20 protein-coding genes and 1 pseudogene are annotated in these 16,609 nt (G+C 58.2%); 8 read left to right on the forward strand and 13 right to left on the reverse strand.

Features of this window, described 5'->3' with window-relative positions:
- Window positions 1-37 precede the first annotated feature (37 nt).
- Window positions 38-1,075: a Flp pilus assembly protein CpaB gene (gene cpaB / locus NKG60_RS05400; protein WP_352862841.1), complete on the reverse strand. Its 1,038-nt coding sequence runs from the start codon at window positions 1,073-1,075 to the stop codon at window positions 38-40.
- Between the two features lie 83 nt (window positions 1,076-1,158).
- Entirely contained in the window at window positions 1,159-1,332 is a 174-nt protein-coding gene (locus tag NKG60_RS05405; RefSeq protein ID WP_352862840.1) for a Flp family type IVb pilin, read from the reverse strand.
- A 537-nt stretch (window positions 1,333-1,869) separates the two neighbouring features.
- Here NKG60_RS05405 and NKG60_RS05410 point away from each other — a divergent pair.
- The 7 genes from NKG60_RS05410 (at window position 1,870) to NKG60_RS05440 (ending at window position 7,875) form a co-directional block, all read left to right on the forward strand.
- Window positions 1,870-3,252, forward strand: coding sequence for a TadA family conjugal transfer-associated ATPase (locus NKG60_RS05410; protein ID WP_352862839.1), 1,383 nt, complete (start codon window positions 1,870-1,872; stop codon window positions 3,250-3,252).
- A complete protein-coding gene (locus NKG60_RS05415) occupies window positions 3,252-4,223 on the forward strand; it encodes a type II secretion system F family protein (protein WP_352974311.1) in 972 nt (323 codons plus the stop codon). Before NKG60_RS05410 ends, NKG60_RS05415 begins: the two co-directional genes overlap by 1 nt.
- Window positions 4,224-4,243: 20 nt before the next feature.
- Window positions 4,244-5,185, forward strand: a complete 942-nt coding sequence (locus NKG60_RS05420) for a type II secretion system F family protein (RefSeq protein ID WP_352862837.1) — start codon at window positions 4,244-4,246, stop codon at window positions 5,183-5,185.
- A gap of 54 nt (window positions 5,186-5,239) precedes the next feature.
- Window positions 5,240-5,791 carry a tetratricopeptide repeat protein gene (locus NKG60_RS05425; protein WP_352862836.1) on the forward strand — a complete coding sequence of 184 codons (552 nt, stop codon included), beginning with the start codon at window positions 5,240-5,242 and terminating at the stop codon, window positions 5,789-5,791.
- Between the two features lie 9 nt (window positions 5,792-5,800).
- A complete protein-coding gene (locus NKG60_RS05430) occupies window positions 5,801-6,307 on the forward strand; it encodes a prepilin peptidase (protein ID WP_352862835.1) in 507 nt (168 codons plus the stop codon).
- A gap of 121 nt (window positions 6,308-6,428) precedes the next feature.
- Window positions 6,429-7,226, forward strand: a complete 798-nt coding sequence (locus tag NKG60_RS05435) for a sterol desaturase family protein (protein ID WP_352862834.1) — start codon at window positions 6,429-6,431, stop codon at window positions 7,224-7,226.
- A 19-nt stretch (window positions 7,227-7,245) separates the two neighbouring features.
- Complete coding sequence (locus NKG60_RS05440) at window positions 7,246-7,875, forward strand: methyltransferase family protein (protein ID WP_352862833.1); 630 nt, start codon at window positions 7,246-7,248, stop codon at window positions 7,873-7,875.
- 108 nt (window positions 7,876-7,983) lie between these two features.
- Here the strand turns inward: NKG60_RS05440 and NKG60_RS05445 are convergent, their stop codons facing one another.
- Window positions 7,984-8,268 carry a hypothetical protein gene (locus NKG60_RS05445; protein WP_352974315.1) on the reverse strand — a complete coding sequence of 95 codons (285 nt, stop codon included), beginning with the start codon at window positions 8,266-8,268 and terminating at the stop codon, window positions 7,984-7,986.
- Between NKG60_RS05445 and NKG60_RS05450 the strand changes: the two genes are divergently transcribed.
- A complete protein-coding gene (locus NKG60_RS05450; protein ID WP_352862831.1) occupies window positions 8,267-8,956 on the forward strand; it encodes a phosphatase PAP2 family protein in 690 nt (229 codons plus the stop codon). The two genes, NKG60_RS05445 and NKG60_RS05450, sit on opposite strands and share 2 nt — an antisense overlap.
- A gap of 292 nt (window positions 8,957-9,248) precedes the next feature.
- On the opposite strand, the gene NKG60_RS05455 is transcribed toward NKG60_RS05450, so the two are convergent.
- The 10 genes and pseudogenes from NKG60_RS05455 to NKG60_RS05495 form a co-directional block, all read right to left on the reverse strand.
- The gene (locus NKG60_RS05455) at window positions 9,249-9,656 is read right to left on the reverse strand and encodes a thermonuclease family protein (protein ID WP_352862830.1); all 408 of its coding nucleotides are present in this window, start codon (window positions 9,654-9,656) and stop codon (window positions 9,249-9,251) included.
- A 653-nt stretch (window positions 9,657-10,309) separates the two neighbouring features.
- Window positions 10,310-10,477, reverse strand: a pseudogene (locus tag NKG60_RS32215) (hypothetical protein); the annotation flags it as partial.
- Window positions 10,478-10,711: 234 nt separating this feature from the next.
- Window positions 10,712-11,179: a hypothetical protein gene (locus NKG60_RS05460; protein ID WP_352862829.1), complete on the reverse strand. Its 468-nt coding sequence runs from the start codon at window positions 11,177-11,179 to the stop codon at window positions 10,712-10,714.
- Between the two features lie 9 nt (window positions 11,180-11,188).
- Window positions 11,189-11,599 carry a LacI family DNA-binding transcriptional regulator gene (locus NKG60_RS05465; RefSeq protein WP_352974651.1) on the reverse strand — a complete coding sequence of 137 codons (411 nt, stop codon included), beginning with the start codon at window positions 11,597-11,599 and terminating at the stop codon, window positions 11,189-11,191.
- Window positions 11,600-11,857: 258 nt separating this feature from the next.
- Complete coding sequence (locus NKG60_RS05470; protein ID WP_352862828.1) at window positions 11,858-12,127, reverse strand: PIN domain-containing protein; 270 nt, start codon at window positions 12,125-12,127, stop codon at window positions 11,858-11,860.
- A complete protein-coding gene (locus tag NKG60_RS05475; RefSeq protein ID WP_352974318.1) occupies window positions 12,128-12,313 on the reverse strand; it encodes a PIN domain-containing protein in 186 nt (61 codons plus the stop codon).
- Window positions 12,294-12,518, reverse strand: a complete 225-nt coding sequence (locus NKG60_RS05480) for a type II toxin-antitoxin system Phd/YefM family antitoxin (protein WP_352862827.1) — start codon at window positions 12,516-12,518, stop codon at window positions 12,294-12,296. Before NKG60_RS05480 ends, NKG60_RS05475 begins: the two co-directional genes overlap by 20 nt.
- 333 nt (window positions 12,519-12,851) lie before the next feature.
- Window positions 12,852-13,922 carry a GDP-mannose 4,6-dehydratase gene (gene gmd, locus NKG60_RS05485; RefSeq protein ID WP_352862826.1) on the reverse strand — a complete coding sequence of 357 codons (1,071 nt, stop codon included), beginning with the start codon at window positions 13,920-13,922 and terminating at the stop codon, window positions 12,852-12,854.
- A gap of 471 nt (window positions 13,923-14,393) precedes the next feature.
- Window positions 14,394-14,966, reverse strand: a complete 573-nt coding sequence (locus NKG60_RS05490) for an FkbM family methyltransferase (RefSeq protein WP_352862825.1) — start codon at window positions 14,964-14,966, stop codon at window positions 14,394-14,396.
- Between the two features lie 842 nt (window positions 14,967-15,808).
- Window positions 15,809-16,597 (reverse strand): phosphatase PAP2 family protein, encoded by a 789-nt coding sequence (locus NKG60_RS05495; protein ID WP_352862824.1) that lies wholly within the window; start codon window positions 16,595-16,597, stop codon window positions 15,809-15,811.
- Between the last annotated feature and the right edge of the window lie 12 nt (window positions 16,598-16,609).

Consider the following 16,609-nt stretch of genomic DNA (forward strand, 5'->3'; position numbering starts at 1 on the left):
CGGCTCTTCGGACGCTCTTTATCCCAATATACCAGAGTTATCTTTGTCGCGGTACATCATATGTTTCGAGCTTCACGCCCCGAAAAACGCCGATAGTCGCACGGGCTGACGGCTCCGGCTGCACATATTTGATCACTTCCTTAACGACCTCTTGCGCCTCGGGTGCCGAGGTCACGGCCGGAGCAGGCTTTGCTTTGCTCAAGTCGTCGAGCCGGGTTCCGACCTGTTCGACGGCCCGAGTCAGGCCATTGATCTTGTCGTCCGCTCGCTTGCGCTCGGCTGCCGCAGCAGCATCGGCTGTCGCCTGCCTGGCGAGTTCGGCCTGCCTGGCTGCGACATCGGCCGGCGTTTCGCCGGTCAGGTCGGAAAGGGTGATACGTTGGGTGATCTCGTCCTTGCTGGCTGCTGCCTGGCGAAGCGCCAGCGACAACTGGCCGGCGCCGGCGGCCAGCGTCAGCTTCTGAGCGTCCTTGGTGCTGGCCTCTACGGTCACCGATTTCACCACTGTCGGACTATCCGTGCTTTCATCGGCGACCTGGTCGACGGCGAGCACCTTCATGCTCTGCAACAGCACGTCGACGAAACTCTGGTCCGCACCTCCAGCATTTCGCACGGTCCGGGTCAAGAGCACGTCGACCCGATCACCTGGGAAAACGAATCCTGCGACGCCGAGCACGTCGTTGACTCTGATGGAAACAGCTTTCATGCCTTCGCCGAGCACCGCCGAAAGCGTGGCGCGCTGGCCAGGGCCGGTAATCTTGGTGGCGAGAACGGGTTCATTGGCGCCGATCGCCTGCAGCGCCTGCTTTGTGCCTTCGCCAGCGAGTAGATCTTTTGTCGTCTTGAAAGCACCGGCCGGAACCGCCCCCGCCGGCCATGTGATTTCACGCAGCTTATCGGCCGACAGCGTGTCGCCGAATTTCAACGACACGGCTGCCACCACAATGGTGTCGCGCGGCACGTCCGTGTTCGCCATAGCGCTGCGTTGACTGGTCAGCCAGATATTGGCGAGAACCACTGCGAGCACGCCGAATACGCCGGCGAGAACGATCATAATGACAGTGTTTGCACGCACTTTCTTTCCCCGCCAGACTCCTTCACCCACCGCCTGGATCGACGCCGGGAGAGCCCCCGGCGTCGATAATGACAATCAAGATATCACGGCAGCTGCCCTAGGAGCGTTGTCCATTGGCCGGCAACCCAGGCACCGACAAGAATGATGGTAGCGATCACTGCGACCGTGATGATGCCGAGCAGGATAGTATATTCGACCATGGCAGCGCCGTGTTCGTCATCGCGGAACTGCCGGGCCATTGTCATGAGCTTCTTCATGCCAATTCTCCCTTTGGAGGTTCAAACCCCGACGAGACGAGCCAAGGATGAAATCGCATACCTGAGCATCCTCCGTCGACTTAATCGTAGTGGCCGATAAAAAGCAGAGTCAATAAGTTAGGGGTTCTTTAACCTCTTTATACCTGTGCTGTGCCTGAAATAGTAATAACGTTTCGAGGTTCTGTCTGCAGCAAGACATTGAATCTGCCTGTTTTTCGCCTGTCTTTGACCATCCGTTCAGAATTTCGCCGCGCCTGTGGCAGAAGCGAGGCGATATTAGCGGATAGGCATATGCCATTATATCCAACGGGTTGCGCGAGCCCGCAAAGCGCCTTTGTGGCCAAAAAGACACAGGGAATGTTTTGGCACGCCCTTGTATACTTACGGCCGGACGCCTCGTTCGAATAGATGAGATGTTTCTTTGACATAGATGTTAAATATGCAAGAAGTATTGAGTTCGGGAACGTGCTCGGTGCCTGCCGTCTTGCGGGGTTGACGTTTGGTTCCCCAAAGCGTGTCCAAGGGGGGTAGCGCAAAATGCTGGGCCGATTCACGAAAGGGCCAAGCGAGCCGCGGGTCGATCCGAAACTCGATCCGATCGTGCCGGCAGTCCCCGCACTCTCCCGTTCTGCGGCATTCGAATCGCCGGGGGATGATTTCCTCACGCTCAAGGTCGAACTCCATCGCCACTTGATTGATCGCTTCAACCTGACCGCCCTGGAAAGTGCGTCCAAAGAGGAAATCCTGAACGAGATCCGCCCGATCGTGCGGGAATTCGTTCGTGCTCGCAACGTGCCGCTTAACGCCCGCGAACTTGACCAGTTGACCAGCGACACCGCTGACGAGATGCTCGGGCTGGGTCCGATCGAGCCGTTGCTCAAGGATGATTCGATTTCCGATATTCTGATCAACACCCACAAGCGAGTCTTTATAGAGCGGCGTGGCGTCATAGAGGAGACGGCGATCCGCTTTCGCGATGAAGCCCATCTGCTGCGTGTCATCAACAAGATCGTCTCGGCTATCGGCCGGCGCGTCGATGAATCGGCGCCAATGGTCGATGCGCGGCTGGAAGATGGGTCGCGAGTCAACATAGCGGTGCGGCCGATTTCGGTGGATGGCCCGCTGGTCTCGATTCGCAAGTTCTCCAAGAACCCCTATTCGCTCGAACGCCTGATGGCGTTTAATTCGATCCGCCAGCCGATGGTCGACCTGTTGCGCATTGCCGTGCAGGCCCGCAAGTCGATCCTGGTTTCGGGCGGCACAGGCAGCGGCAAGACGACCCTGCTCAATGCCCTGTCGAGCTACATCCCAGCCAGGGAGCGCCTGATCACCATCGAGGACGCAGCGGAACTGCAACTGCAGCAGCCGCATGTGGGCCGTCTCGAGACGCGTCCGCCCAATGTTGAGGGAAAGGGCGAAGTTCGCCAGCGCGAATTGCTGAAAAACGCGCTTCGCATGCGGCCGGACCGCATCATCGTCGGCGAGGTGCGCGGCGAGGAAGCCTTCGACATGCTGCAGGCTATGAACACCGGCCATGAAGGTTCAATGACCACCATTCATGCCAACACGCCCCGGGATGCAATATCGCGATTGGAACAGATGGTCGGTATGGCCGGCATGCCGATGAGCCACGATTCAATACGGGCTCAGATTGCCTCAGCCATCGACGTCATTGTGCAGACGCAACGGCTTTCAGATGGTGGAAGGCGGGTTGTTTCCATATCAGAACTCACGGGTATGGAAGGCAATGTCGTACAGGTTCAGGAGCTTTACCATTTCGTCCGCCGCGATGTGACTGCAGAGGGCCAGATCGTTGGGGAATTTCGTGCGACCGGCATTCGTCCGCGCTTTGCCCAGGAAGCGGCGACCCTTGGCCATCAGTTCGCCAAGGACGCGTTCAACCCACAGGTCCCGCTCTAATGCCGACCGGCCAGACGTTGCTCTACTTCATCTATGTACTGGCGGCTGCGTCGCTCATCCTCGCTGCCGAGGCTCTGTACGTGACTTATTCCAAGCGGCGCTCAACGGTCAGTACGATCAACCGTCGGCTGAAGCGGCTCGTCGATGACGCTCCGGCCGAACAGACCTTGCAGCGATTGCTGCGAGAACGTGGGCTTACCGGCTCGGGCGATTTTCTTTTCAATGCTGTTGGCCTGAACAGGCTGTACACCCAATCCGGCGTTACCGGGAATCCGCTGTCGTTCGTCGCGACATTTACTCTCGGTGGACTTGCCCTGGCACTGGTATTTGCGTTCCTGCTGCACTTCTCCACCGTGGTTTCGTTTATTATCTTTCTGCTCATCGGATTCGTCCTACCGTTTCTGGTTCTCCGTCGCGCGCGCGCCAGGCGTATCCAGAAATTCGCGAAGCAATTGCCGGATGCCCTTGAGATGATCGTGCGTTCGCTGCGTGCCGGTCATCCGACTTCCGTGGCTATAAGCCTTGTCGCACGAGAAATGCCTGATCCGTTGGGCACCGAATTCGGCATTGTTTCCGACGAGATCACCTTTGGCCTCAGCCTTGAAAACGCCGTGCGAAAACTCTCGCAACGCGTCGGTTTCGAAGGTCTGCATTTGCTGTCGGTGTCGCTGTCGATTCAAGCCAAGACAGGCGGCAATCTTACCGAAATTCTGTCGAATCTCTCAGCGGTGCTGCGTGAAAGGCAGAAACTTAGGTTGAAGATTAGGGCGCTCTCTGCCGAGGGGCGAATGTCCGCGTGGATCATTTCCCTGTTTCCTCTTTTGATGCTCGCCATCCTCACGGGCCTGGCCCCCAGCTACTACGGTGATGTTTGGGGCAGCCCCTTGATCATGCCTGTGTTCCTGATTTTCGGGCTCTGGGCGCTGCTCGGCGACTTCATCATGTACCGAATGGTCAATTTCGATTTTTGAGGGGTCGGAGCTATGGAGTTGTGACCCAGGATCTGAGCCTGCTGGTGTCCATTGCCGTCTTCCTGGCGGCCGTAGCGCTTTTCCTGGTTGGCGCGCTCATCTTCTTGCCGGCGCTGCAGACGAGGAAACTGGTTGCGCAAAGCCTGATGGCAGAGGGCATTCCCAACCGCCGCTCGCTTTTGGGCCAGGAAGAACTGGCGAAGATTTCAGCACAGCGGCCGGTCGACGCCTATTTCAGATCGATCGAAAAGGAACGCGACGAGCCCAGCGCGCTGGACGCAAAACTCTTTCGCGCGGGCTTCTATCAGTCAAGCGCGCCATTGATCTATACTCTGTCGCGCCTTGGCGCGGTCTGCCTTGGCTTTTCCGTGACGTATGCGCTCCTGTCGCGGATATTGCCACCCGAACTTCCCGGTCTTGTCGCCTTTGCAGGCGCTGCACTGCTTGGGCTGGGATGCATCGTCATTCCGAGCATCGCTCTCGATCGGTTCGAAAAGGGACAAAAGCAGATCTATCGTCGCGGCTTTCCGGATTTCATGGACATGATGATCACCTGCGCCGATGCCGGCATGAGCCTCGAAGCGGCTGTCGAGCGTGTCGGCAGCGAACTGGCTGGCACCCATAGATGGCTCGGCATCCAACTCGCGATCATGAATCTTCAGTTGCGCGCGGGCAAGCCGTTGCGCGAGGCCCTGCGCGAACTATCCGACCGCGTTGGACTGGAGGAGGCGCGCGCGCTGGCCGTGCTGTTCCGTCAATCGGAAGAGCTCGGCACCAGTTTGACCGACGCCTTGCGCGTCTACAGCGACGAAATGCGGGGACAAAGAATTCTCTTCGCCGAGGAACGCGCCAATGCTTTGCCTGTCAAGATGATGATACCGCTGGGGCTATGCATCTTTCCTGTTGTGATGATGGTCGTGATGCTTCCGGTGATCATTCGAATGAAGGGCATTTTCTTCTAGACAGGGATGTGCTTTGGTCAGGGGCAGGATCGGAAAGATTCCTTGGGGGATAAAATGACAAGGCCAATGTGCCTCGTTGCCGCTGCCAGTTTGCTGGCTGTCGTGCTTTCCGGTTGTCAGTCGAATGCGACGGACCCAACGGGAGTCGTCCGCACTAACGAGCCGGCGAAAGTGGAGCTTACTGCCTTCGGCGATGCCTTCGACGGACTGAAGACGGTCAGCGACGTCGAATATTATGCCTCGGACCAAGCCGTTGCCGAAGCCAAGAACCAGTTCCGCTCGGAAAATTATGGCAATGCGGGCGCCTTGTTCTACAAGGCGACGCAACTTGCCCCCAACGATGGTGTTGCGTGGCTGGGCCTGGCCGCCTGCAGCGACCGCATCCACCGCTTCGATCTCGCCGACAGGGCCTATGGCCATGCCTTCCGGCTGATTGGGCCTACGCCCGAATATTACAACAATGTCGGCTATTCCTATCTGCTGCGCGGCAAGCTGCAGGATGCGCGCAGCAATTTCCTTAAAGCATACGAACTGGCCCCCAACGATCCGACCGTCGCCAACAATTTGCGGCTCCTGTCGTCCAGCGTGAAGAATCTCGAACGATAAGGCGCTAGCATGTTGCTTGCCGGAGCGCTGCTGATGAAAGGGCTGGCGGTTTCCTTGCTTGCAAGGATTGCATGGCTCGACTTCACCACCCAAAAAATATCTAACCGCGACGTGCTGCTGCTTTTGTGTCTTGGGCTGGGTTCGCTGCAGTTTATGTCGATCCTAACCGGGTCGTGGTGGGACATGGGCCTGAGCGCGCTTGCCGGCCTTCTGCTGTTCGTTGCGCTATTGCCGTTCTGGGCCATGCGCAAAGTCGGGGCTGGCGATGTCAAGCTAATGGCGGTGGTTTCGTTTCTGATCGGCGGCAGCGGGCTCCTGGCGTTTTCCGTGCTGTTGCTGGTCTTCGCGCTTGCGACCGCGTTAGTCGTGAAGAACCCCTTGATGCTGCCCGAAGGCGCCTTCCGCCTCTACGCTGAGCATCTGGATCGCAAAGGCGTCGTCCCCTTCGGCGTGCCAATCTCGATCGGTGCCATCTGCACGCTAGGGCTTCAGATTTATGGCAACGCACGGTTCTAGGCGGGCTCTCAGTCTGACATGTTTGGCGCGCAAACTAACTTTCAATCAAGCTGGGAGAAACCATTAGCTTGCGCTCAAATTGGCGAAGTGCTTGGATTGCGTCTTGCCGGCGGGACGCCGTATGGACATTCTGAATATCAAAGCGCTCTTAATTGCGGTTCTGATCTTCGTTCCGATCGAATACCTGTTCGCTCTGCGCCCCCATCAAAAGATATTCAGGAAAGCCTTTTTCAATGATCTCATCTATGCGCTGTTTAATGGGATCCCGATAAGCCTTGGCCTGATCGCGGCTATCACGCTAGCAACGAGTACGGTGGGGCGGCTGGTGCCGGCCTACGTCGGCGGCGCAGTATCATCGCAACCTGTTTGGCTCCAGGTGTCAGAGATCATTGTCATTGCGGACATTGGCTTTTACCTGGCCCACCGCACCTTTCACGCCGTTCCCTTTTTGTGGCGCTTCCATTCGATTCATCACAGCATTGAAGAACTGGACTGGTTGGCAGCGCACAGGATTCACCCTGTTGATCAGGCTCTGACAAAGAGCGCGTCACTCGTGCCTGTATATCTGCTGGGTTTCAGCAGCTCGGCGATCGCCCTGTTTGCAATAATTTTTCACGTCCACGGACTTTTGCTGCACGCCAACGTCAGGCTGAACATCGGCCCGCTTCGGTGGTTGATCGCGTCACCCCAGTTCCATCATTGGCATCACGCTCACGAGCGCGCCGCATACGACAAGAACTTCGCAGGTCAACTTTCATTGATCGATGCGCTCCTCGGAACGATGTACCTGCCCGGTAACGCTGTCCCGGAGCGCTATGGCGTCGATGATCCGATTCCATCGACTTACGTCGAGCAACTCGCCTATCCAGTGATCCCGAAGGGCAGAATCAATGAAACTCCCTCCACCGGAGATACGTGATTTCATCGGGCGTGCAGCGATGACCCTTTACTTCACGATCTGCGCGACTTTGAAGGCCGCAACATTTTTGGTAGCTCTTTCCGGCGCAGAATGGACAGTGGCGTGGATTATCGATCTCACCGCACATGTCGCCGCTCTCGGCTTTCTCCTGCTCGTCGTTGTGATGACAGTAGCGCGTCTTCCGCCCCTGGAAACAGCGCAGGGAGTTGAACCCCGAATTTCTGCGCTCATCGGATGCTTTGCCACGGCAACTTTGATCGCAGTCCCTCGCATCCAAGCAGCTCCGCAGATCGAGTTTGTTGCGGACCTGACCACCATAGTTGGGTTCGCTCTTTGCATCTTGTGCCTGTGGTGGCTCGGCAGATCCTTCAGCATCACTGCGCAGGCCAGACGGCTCGTCACGGCAGGCCCTTACCAAATTGTGCGCCACCCGCTCTACGTATGCGAAGCGATCGTCCTGCTCGGCATTTTTCTCGGCAATGCGACATGGCCGACCGTCGCAATCTGCGCCATTGCCCTCGCTTTCCAATATCGGCGGCTCGTGAACGAGGAAAGGGTCTTGCGAGCGGCGTTCCCCGAATACGAAGCCTATGGGCAGACCACGCCAATGCTCATTCCGTCTTTATCCTCATTGTGCTGGTGGCCGTGACTATGCCCATGCTGATCTGCAGTCTATGGATGTAAGGGCGTACCTGGTGATCTTACACGGCGCCGCTAGCAATGCTTCATTCGCTGACCTAGGTGTTGGAGCTCGAAATCACTTAGTAATTATTGCCTTGGTCACAGCTCTTTTCGGGCTGATTGACATTTTTTGGTTGCCATTTTCTACAGTCGATTTTTCACCGAGGAACTGGATTGACCTAAGCAAGGTGGCCATTGTCCTCAGCGCATCTTGGATGGCATCCGCAATTGCGCTCCATAGATTGAGATCTGACACAAGCCCAATCGCCAGCGTAATCAAATATCTTTGTGGCTGCTTGAGAATCGTAGTCGTTTCCGCAGCAGCATTCATTCCGCTCGCCATTTCAACCACCGTCTTCATGTATCTGGCGTCGGCCACCTCAAGGCCGCTGGCGGACCCGGTTCTAGCTTCTATCGATTCCGGCCTCGGTTTCGACTGGCAGTCGTTCCTGGCCACGACCAACCAGCCGACTACAGCATCCGTCCTGGTTTTTGCTTATCACGCGCTGGCGTTTCAAATGCCGCTCATTTTGTTAGTCCACGCGGTGAGAAACCAACGAGAACGAGCACTGGAGTTTGTGGCTCTTCTAGCGGTTGCCTCGGTCTTCACAGGCGCACTGATGGCGTTGGCGCCAGCTGAAGGCGCTTATGCCTATTTCAAGCCGGCGCCCGGGCTATTTTCGAACTTCACCGCTGATGCCGGAATGTGGCACCATCATGTGCTTATGGCGCTGCGATCAGGCGAGCCGTTTGATCTAATTATGACTAAAGGCACAGGGCTCGTCACGTTCCCGTCGTTCCACACGGCACTTGGATTGGCGGTGGTCTATGCCGCGCGGACCATCCGGCCACTTTTTGTCGTGTTGGCCCTGGTGAATGCCGCCATGATTGTGGCCACGCTGCCGGAAGGCGGTCATCATTTGATAGATGTGATCGCCGGCACAATCATCGGCATTCTCTCAATCATTGCAGTCAAGATTCCTAGCTATGTGCTCGGAAAGGCCGACCGCGTTGCGAGATCAGCCGCGGGATCGGACGCGGGCCGCTGAGCGGGGCGTTGCCCTCTGACTGCCTGACAATGACGCCGCGGCGGCGAGGCACAAAGGGGCGCCGCAGAGAGGTGGCGTCGGCCCGAACCGTTTGCTGCCGACGTGCTCCGGTACCCCCAGTCATCAGCCGCTGCGGTTTCGACCATGCTTTGTCGCCAAATCAACATGGAATCATGGAATGAGCGTAACGCGTCGAAATACCTAATGGCTGGCCGACGTCCTTCAGGCGGCGCCCAACCTCGCAGAGCCCGTTTGGATAATTTTTGCTCCGGTGCCTTCTCTGGTTCTGCCTTCAACGCCTGAACCCGGTCGCAAGTGCTGGGGACCCTCGCCAATCCCACGGCTTCTGAAACGTTCCGGCCCACAGGCCGAGCTTCGCCGCTTGGGCATTCGCCTGAAGTCCTGCATAGGCACCGTGGCTGTAGCGAGGCCAGTCAAGCGCCTGGCCGTTCTCGACCTGCCAACCGGCAACGTCAGAGCCGTCAGCACGCGCACAGCTGCCAACATAACGGCCAAAGCGATCCCAACTCACAAACCTGCATTGGACCGGCTTTGACGACGAGAGAAAGCCGTCCAGCGCTTCAGCGGAGCGACGGCCGCATGCATATTCGAAGCCTTTGGCGTCATGGCAATATTGCTGCCTCTCGGGCGCGTCTATGCCATTATCGGATAAGGTGGCCTTGGATCTCGATCGTGTCACCGTCAGTGACCGAAGCTATCCCGGCGATCGGGGCCGTCGTCGGTCCGATCGAATTTGAGAGATTGGTCTCGGGGAGGCGGTCGCTGTGCTGGAGGACGAACTGCGTGATCAAGGCGGCCAGGGCGGCTACCGTCACTAAGACGACCCGCTTCGGAACGCCCGCCAGTTGGCGGGCACGCCGGAGCTTTGCTCCAGTGCGTCGGCGCCACCGATCGGAACGATTGTCGTAGCGAGACCTGTCCAAGACCGTTTTCACTCGCACCCAACGCCATCGTGATCGCCGTCGGGCCTGTTGGAATCACTGCCAGTGACATTTACCAGACCGGCCACGACCGGATTGTTTCCCTTGCCGCCTCCGAGTCCAAATCACCGCCGCCGCGCCGTGATGGCTGCGTCGGGGCGACCGAAAACGCCTAAAAAATTGATTGACGATCGCAGCGGCGCGTGCCGCCGCCTTCGATATGTTGTCGCTATTCGGATTGAACGGGTCAACGGTCTGTAAAAGCATATTGGCTGGTACGCATCGCCGCCGCGAGCGTCACCGTATCGTAGTGGTTCAAGTAGTCGGGCGTGCAGCCTGAGAAAAGCGCTGCGGACAACTCGCACGAAAATTCACCCACACGCATGAATGAATTCCTCAACTCTAGACGAAATTATGCGCTATTTGACTTTTGTTGTCGAATCCAGAATAGGTTCGACCGTGAGCGGACACGGTACGCGCATTTGGGTCGCGTGATGCGGACCATGCAAAGCTGCGCCGGAACCCAGTCGAGCGTGCTGCTCACGCTCTCACCCCTGGCATCAAGTGCGCCGCCCCAGCAAGTGCAGACCGTGCGCCGATGTCGACCAAAATATTCTCGCGCGGCAGATGATCGGGCAGCGTCTTACGATCGGACGGTCGCTCGGACGGCGACCTCTCGACGCCGGCTCGCCTCTCCCGCCGCGGGCAATATCGCCGTCGAGGCCTTCCAGGGCGAGAGCCAGTTGATCGGGTTCGGGGCCCTCTCTCGCTTTCACCCTGCAGAAGCCATATTTCTACAGCGTGTGATCTGGCTCTAGCAGCCTTCCGCCCGTAGGGATCGCACCATTCGCACCACGACGGGATCGTAGGGGATTTTTTCGGATCTGCTGTAGTTCATTGTAAAGAGCGCCGCACGGTCATTGCAGATCGCAATGACGCGTACATAGCGGATTTGCCCGTCCCTGAGGCCGGAATAACTGGCCCAAGTCGGCTTAACGCGCCGATAGGTCACTTTCCAGCCTGCCTTTTCGTCCTCGACAATTCGATGCTCTATTTCGGCGCGGAAACTGGCCTTTCCGAGCCTTGCGCCCCAAACAGCAAGAAAGGCCCCGTTTTTGCCCTGAAAAGCTGCCCCCTGGTCGGAACGCTGAGTCAGAACAAAGCCAGGGGGCACATCGAATACAAAGCCAAACTGCTTGACGCCGAAGGGCTGCCACTCTTGCGCATAAAGAAGCGGGGTGGAAAACAACATCGAGACGAAGCTAAGCAGCAAACGGCTCATAGTGTTTAATTAGGGTCGCGAAATATACCGTCCATACCTTGCCGGATCCTGGTCGCAAATTTTTTGCCAACGCGACCTAGCTTCGGCAAGCTGTCGCAGTCGTAGACACCGGCGGCGTTCACTCTTCCCAAAGTCTTTCGCCGATATGGGGCAGTTAAGCCGACGAGAGGCAATTGCCCGCTGCGCAGCGCCTGCGCGACGCGTTTGGCCCGACAGCCCAACCTGAAGCGCGGTCTCGTCGCCGACGTAACCATAACTGTTGAGCGCCCGCGCAGCCGTCGCCCGCGATACGTTTGCCGCGGCGGCCACCTCTTTCAGAGTGATCCCCTTCTGCGTCAAGGCTATCGGTCCTTCGGCGGACCCGGGCGGCATGCCAGGAGCATTTTGGGCCCCGGCATTGCAGCCACCCTTGTCCCGCATATCGGCGGGTTGTCGAACTGCCAAGGCCGCTTGTGCCCGTTTCTTTCCGCAAATAGGATCCTAACCGTGTTTCGGGCCGACCGGCGGTCAAGCGCCTCTGGGCACAAAATGCCTTCCTAGCCAGATGGCGCAGGTTCCCAGGTCGTTGTCGGTCAAAGTTCGGCGAGAAAATCTCGGCGGTCCAAGGGCAGCACGGAATCGAGAGCCGCGAAGGCTTCGGCACGTCGAACAACATAGGCAGGTGGTCGAGCGAAGCGGTCAGTTGCCATTCGCGAGCGGCCCGAGAATTCGGACTCCCTGGTGGCGCGCGGCAAGTGCGAGCTTGCGATCGAGGGTGGCCAGCGGCAACTCGGTTTCGATTGCCAGCGCAAGATAGGCGGCGTCATAGGCGCTGAGCCCGTGCGAACCCGCTAGCGTCAGCACTGCGCCGTCCGATCCGCTGCCGGCGTACTCCAGCGGCAATCGGCGCAGCCGTGCCATGGTGGTGGCAGCTTCGCCCGCCGTGATGCGGCCACGCCGCTCGGCCATCTAGACGACGTTCCGCGGCTCTCGCCAGAACAGGGAAGGGACAGGTGCCGTTGTTCCCGGCAATCGTTGCATCAGGGCGGTCGCCGCCTCGCTATCTTCATCAGGAAGAATCCAGGCAGCCGCCATGGAAAGGTCGACAACGAAAGGCATCAGACGATGATCACCATCAAGCGCGGCGTCCTTCATCGCGCCAGGCCCGAATTTCGTCCTGCGTCACGGGCTTGGCACGGGCGCGAGCGGCGCTGATCTCTTCGATGACGGCCTCGACATCGTTGCGCCGTTGAATCCGCGACAGTTTAGCGATGGGATCGTTGCCGCGTGAAATAATTACCTCCTCGCCGACCCTTGAAAGCAGTTCCGAGAGATGCGTCTTGGCCTCGCCAATGGCCATTTTCCTGTCCTTGTCCGCGTCGGGGCCATCGTGGCGAGCCGTGTGCATTGCCGTTGAGCTGAGTGTGGATTGCCCGACAATCGCTGCTCTGCGCGACAATAGGCGCAATCCTGGCCCGTGATCAAGGCTTGGTCAAGTCACTGGGCCAGGACGCTGCCGACCCTCGGTTCGCCTCGCCATAACCAGTGGATCGCGCCTCAATCCAAAGGGCATCACAAAGCAAAATTGCCCCTCAGTCGCCGGGCCACACCCGAGCCGACATCCCGCGTTGGCCAGCCACAAATATTCGTTTTGCGTCGAGCCGATATGGTAGTCCATGACCGGTGGCCCTTTCTAGACGCTACTGTCCCTGTGCCAGCTCTCTTGCTCCAGACGTTTCAGATCGGCGGCCACCATTTCCGCCACGAGGTCGCTGAACGTCGTCTTTGGCGACCAGCCGAGCTTTGAGCGGGCTTTCGCCGGATTTCCCATCAGGAGATCGACCTCCGTCGGACGGAAATGGCGTGGGTCGACCCGGACGAGGATCTCTCCTGTCTTGCCATCTCGGCCGATCTCGTTCACCCCCTTACCTTCCCACACGATGACGCGGCCGACTGCCCGAAAGGCACGCTCTACGAACTCTCGAACCGAGTGGGTTTCGCCCGTGGCGAGGACGAAGTCGTCTGGCTCGGCGTGCTGAAGAATCCGCCACATGCCCTCCACATAGTCGCGAGCATGCCCCCAGTCGCGTTTCGCATCCAGATTTCCAAGATAGAGGGCGGACTGGAAGCCTCGCTCGATACCGGCAACCGCACGTGTGATCTTGCGGGTCACAAACGTCTCGCCGCGCGTGGGGCCTTCATGATTAAACAGTATGCCATTGGAAGCGAACATTCCGTACGCTTCACGGTAGTTGATCGTGATCCAATAGGCATAGAGTTTGGCCGCCGCATAGGGAGAGCGCGGGTAGAACGGTGTCTCCTCCGTCTGGGGCACCTCCTGGACTTTGCCGAACAACTCGGAGGTTGACGCTTGATAAAAGCGCACCCGCTCTCCCATCTTCAGGATGCGGATGGCTTCAAGCAGCCTGAGTGTGCCAAGGGCATCGGCGTTGCCGGTATATTCAGGCGTCTCGAAGCTTACCTGGACATGGCTTTGAGCCGCCAGATTGTAGATTTCGGTAGGGCGAGTCTCCTGAATGATGCGAATGAGATTGGTCGCATCGGTCAGGTCGGCGTAGTGGAGAAAAAAGCGTGCGTCCGGTTCGTGCGGATCGACGTAGATGTCGTCGATGCGTTCGGTATTGAAGGAGGAGGATCTGCGTTTCAGTCCATGCACAGTATAGCCATTCTCCAGCAGCAGTCTGGCAAGGTAGGCCCCGTCCTGACCGGTCACACCAGTTATGAGCGCAATGCGATCAGTCATTTGGGTCCCATCCAATCTTTGAGGGCTGTGGTGGCGCCGTCGACCGACGGTCCGCCCCCGCACTCCTCTAATGAAAGGCGAAAGCGCTTTGTTCGACCAGAGTGTCATTGTGGCAGGCACGCCAGCAAAGGAGGTAATCCCCACTGCCTCGATGCCCGTCACGGCAACTTCCCGTGCGTCCCCTTTCTGCGTGGCTAGCCTCTTCGGCCTATGCTCGTAGCCGCCCTGCCGCGAGTGGTCAGTTCACAAGCGCGCTTGCGCCATCGCTTCTCCGCGAGCTGCTTGCCGGCCATCCTGCCGTCGGCAATGCCGAACATGTGGGTCGACTGACCAGTGCGGCGCGGGCGATGCCTGCTGAGAAACGGTTCGCGTCCGGCCTGCATCTCGGGTCACCTAGCAAGCGTGGCGTCAGATTGTTGCCGACGATCCCCGCCACCGAGGGTGGCTTGTCGAAAGTTCTCGTAAGGCTTGTTATCGCGTCAGCAAAAATGACAATTCGTGGCCCGCAGGAGAAACATGGAACAGGGTGTAACCCTGGCCCTTTATCGCTTCCACTGTTCGGTAGGTTTGCTCCACCGGAGTGCGGTGCCACCAGTGGTGAAACTCGACGAGAATCTGTCTCGGTAAAACACCAGATCCAAGCACCTCTGGAAGAACGTCGTGCTCTGCCCCCTCAACGTCGAGTTTCAGCACATCTATAGTTGCCAGTCCGAGCATATCCAGGATAGTAGAGTAACGCCTCACGTTGCAGACAATGCTCTTGCCTGTAATCATCTTCGTGGAAAAATTGCTGCGTGTATCATCTTCGGACACAGAAAACGTCTGCTCCCCGTCGAAATTAGATATTCCCAAGGGGTAGATCCGCACAGTGGGGGGTAATTCCTGAGCGGCAATCCAGTCAAGACTGGCCGGAGTCGGATCAAACCCAAAGACCTTTGCACCGAATACTTTGCTGATTTCCTGATCAAATGAAATGTCGTCCCCTAAGCCAAAGGAAAGAACAATAGGGGAGGGGACACCTAGAAGAGGCTCGACCGCAACCACCCAACCTCCATATACGGAGCCGAGTTTTTGTGTAGGAACAGAGCATTCGGGCCGGAGAAGGTGATCGAATCCTAAGGCAGCCCTTACAACGCGCTTACAATACCGGAGCCAATCTGGATTATACATCAATAGTGCCTTTGGCTTATTTATTGTAGCTGTTCCGCCTGACTGCGCCGTCCTCACCGTGTCCAAAATGGACCAGAGCGCCAGATGGGCTCAGTCTGGCCTAACGCGGAGCGGCTATCGCCCTGTAAATTTTACATCAATTCCCTCCCGCGACCAGAGTGCCATTGTGGCAGGCGCTCCAGCAAAAGGAGGTAATCCCATCGCTCGGAGTTCGTAACAGATGCTGCGGGAGCGTCGCCTTGGGGTGGGGTAACGTCTTCGTCCTACTGCATAGGAACTAGCCGCCCCGCTGCGAGCGCCGGCTCACGAGTCCCTACGCCGATGCCCTCGTCCGTAAGCTGTGCCGGCTACTGCGGAGCCGAAGAAGTGGCAATCCGGTCCTTGCGGAGCTGAACGCACAGGGCGGGCAGTTCGAATCGGCCTTGGCGGTTGCAACGAAATTGACCTGGGTTCGCCGAGCGGAGAGATCGAGCTTGTTGAACAGCGCGGCGCGCAATGTAAAATGGCAGAGGTGATACGGCCAGTGGAAGCCGTAGAGGGGCCTTATACAGCTTGCCGAATGCTTATGTTTTGATCCCTTGCATTGAGGTAATTCGCCGCTGTTGCGAACACCCTTCTGCATGATTGTTGTTTGGCCAAGCTGACGCTTCCAGCCCGGCGATGCACGCCCGATAAATTCGAGGTCGTCGTGTCGCTGGCCGGCTTCACACCAATTCCTACTGGAGAAGCCCTTTGGCAAGTTCGCGCAAGCCCTGGAACGCCACAACAACGTACGAGGCCAGAAAGCTGCACAGATAGAAGCTTGGTGGGGCGCCGCGCTCCCACAGGAGAACCAGGGCGCCGAGTTCAAGGCTCGGTCGCGTTTGTGCTAGCCATGCCAAGGTCGCGGCCAAGGCGAGGCTACCCAGAGCATTGGTCGGGTAATGCAGCCCCAAGTAGACTCGCGCAAGCTCTACCACCAAGGTGCAGGTCAGGGCGAGGAGTCCGAGTTCGAAGTGAACGTGAAGAATGGCGATCGCTAGACCCGCGAACAGAACCGCTCGCTCGCTGGGGAACCCGGGGGTGCCGGCGAACGGCGCTGAGCGCAGAACGGCAGCGTCGCCCAGAACATCCGGGATATGAAGCCCAAGTGCGGAGTCAAAAATCGGCTTTGGCGTCGTCGGCAGAGTGCTCTGCAGGAAATGCGCTACGAGCGCCGCGAGGACAGCTGCGCAGACGCCGCTCACCAGCCTTGCCCTCGATTCCGGCCCGTCATGGGCGAACCAGCAATACCAAAGCAAGGACACAGCTATAGCGCCCTCGGTTGTTGGGTAGACGGCAACGAAAGCGAGCCGGCTGGCGAAGGGCTGATTGGTCGCTACGGTATTGACGGCCTTTGCGAGGGGCCTGTCGATCCAATCCGGGTTAAGGGCCAGGAAAGTCGTACCCACAAAGAGGAGGCAAAGCGCGGCAGCATACGTCAGGCAATGTAAATCGGTTAACGTTCGCGCCATCGGTTCGGCCATCTCAACTCTCGG

It is taken from the genome of Mesorhizobium sp. M1428 (assembly GCF_040317515.1).
GTDB lineage: Bacteria > Pseudomonadota > Alphaproteobacteria > Rhizobiales > Rhizobiaceae > Mesorhizobium.

What these genes read in the sequence shown, in the direction of transcription:
- NKG60_RS05475 (WP_352974318.1), bottom strand. Translation starts at nt 12,313, where the DNA reads ATGAAGGACGCCGCGCTTGATGGTGATCATCGTCTGATGCCTTTCGTT.
- NKG60_RS05405 (WP_352862840.1), bottom strand. Translation starts at nt 1,332, where the DNA reads ATGAAGAAGCTCATGACAATGGCCCGGCAGTTCCGCGATGACGAACAC.
- NKG60_RS05435 (WP_352862834.1), top strand. Translation starts at nt 6,429, where the DNA reads ATGGACATTCTGAATATCAAAGCGCTCTTAATTGCGGTTCTGATCTTC.
- NKG60_RS05445 (WP_352974315.1), bottom strand. Translation starts at nt 8,268, where the DNA reads ATGAAGACGGTGGTTGAAATGGCGAGCGGAATGAATGCTGCTGCGGAA.
- NKG60_RS05470 (WP_352862828.1), bottom strand. Translation starts at nt 12,127, where the DNA reads ATGGCCGAGCGGCGTGGCCGCATCACGGCGGGCGAAGCTGCCACCACC.
- NKG60_RS05430 (WP_352862835.1), top strand. Translation starts at nt 5,801, where the DNA reads ATGTTGCTTGCCGGAGCGCTGCTGATGAAAGGGCTGGCGGTTTCCTTG.
- NKG60_RS05465 (WP_352974651.1), bottom strand. Translation starts at nt 11,599, where the DNA reads ATGCGGGACAAGGGTGGCTGCAATGCCGGGGCCCAAAATGCTCCTGGC.
- NKG60_RS05415 (WP_352974311.1), top strand. Translation starts at nt 3,252, where the DNA reads ATGCCGACCGGCCAGACGTTGCTCTACTTCATCTATGTACTGGCGGCT.
- NKG60_RS05425 (WP_352862836.1), top strand. Translation starts at nt 5,240, where the DNA reads ATGACAAGGCCAATGTGCCTCGTTGCCGCTGCCAGTTTGCTGGCTGTC.
- NKG60_RS05460 (WP_352862829.1), bottom strand. Translation starts at nt 11,179, where the DNA reads ATGAGCCGTTTGCTGCTTAGCTTCGTCTCGATGTTGTTTTCCACCCCG.
- NKG60_RS05410 (WP_352862839.1), top strand. Translation starts at nt 1,870, where the DNA reads ATGCTGGGCCGATTCACGAAAGGGCCAAGCGAGCCGCGGGTCGATCCG.
- NKG60_RS05450 (WP_352862831.1), top strand. Translation starts at nt 8,267, where the DNA reads ATGTATCTGGCGTCGGCCACCTCAAGGCCGCTGGCGGACCCGGTTCTA.
- NKG60_RS05480 (WP_352862827.1), bottom strand. Translation starts at nt 12,518, where the DNA reads ATGGCCATTGGCGAGGCCAAGACGCATCTCTCGGAACTGCTTTCAAGG.
- NKG60_RS05440 (WP_352862833.1), top strand. Translation starts at nt 7,246, where the DNA reads ATGACCCTTTACTTCACGATCTGCGCGACTTTGAAGGCCGCAACATTT.
- gmd (WP_352862826.1), bottom strand. Translation starts at nt 13,922, where the DNA reads ATGACTGATCGCATTGCGCTCATAACTGGTGTGACCGGTCAGGACGGG.
- NKG60_RS05495 (WP_352862824.1), bottom strand. Translation starts at nt 16,597, where the DNA reads ATGGCCGAACCGATGGCGCGAACGTTAACCGATTTACATTGCCTGACG.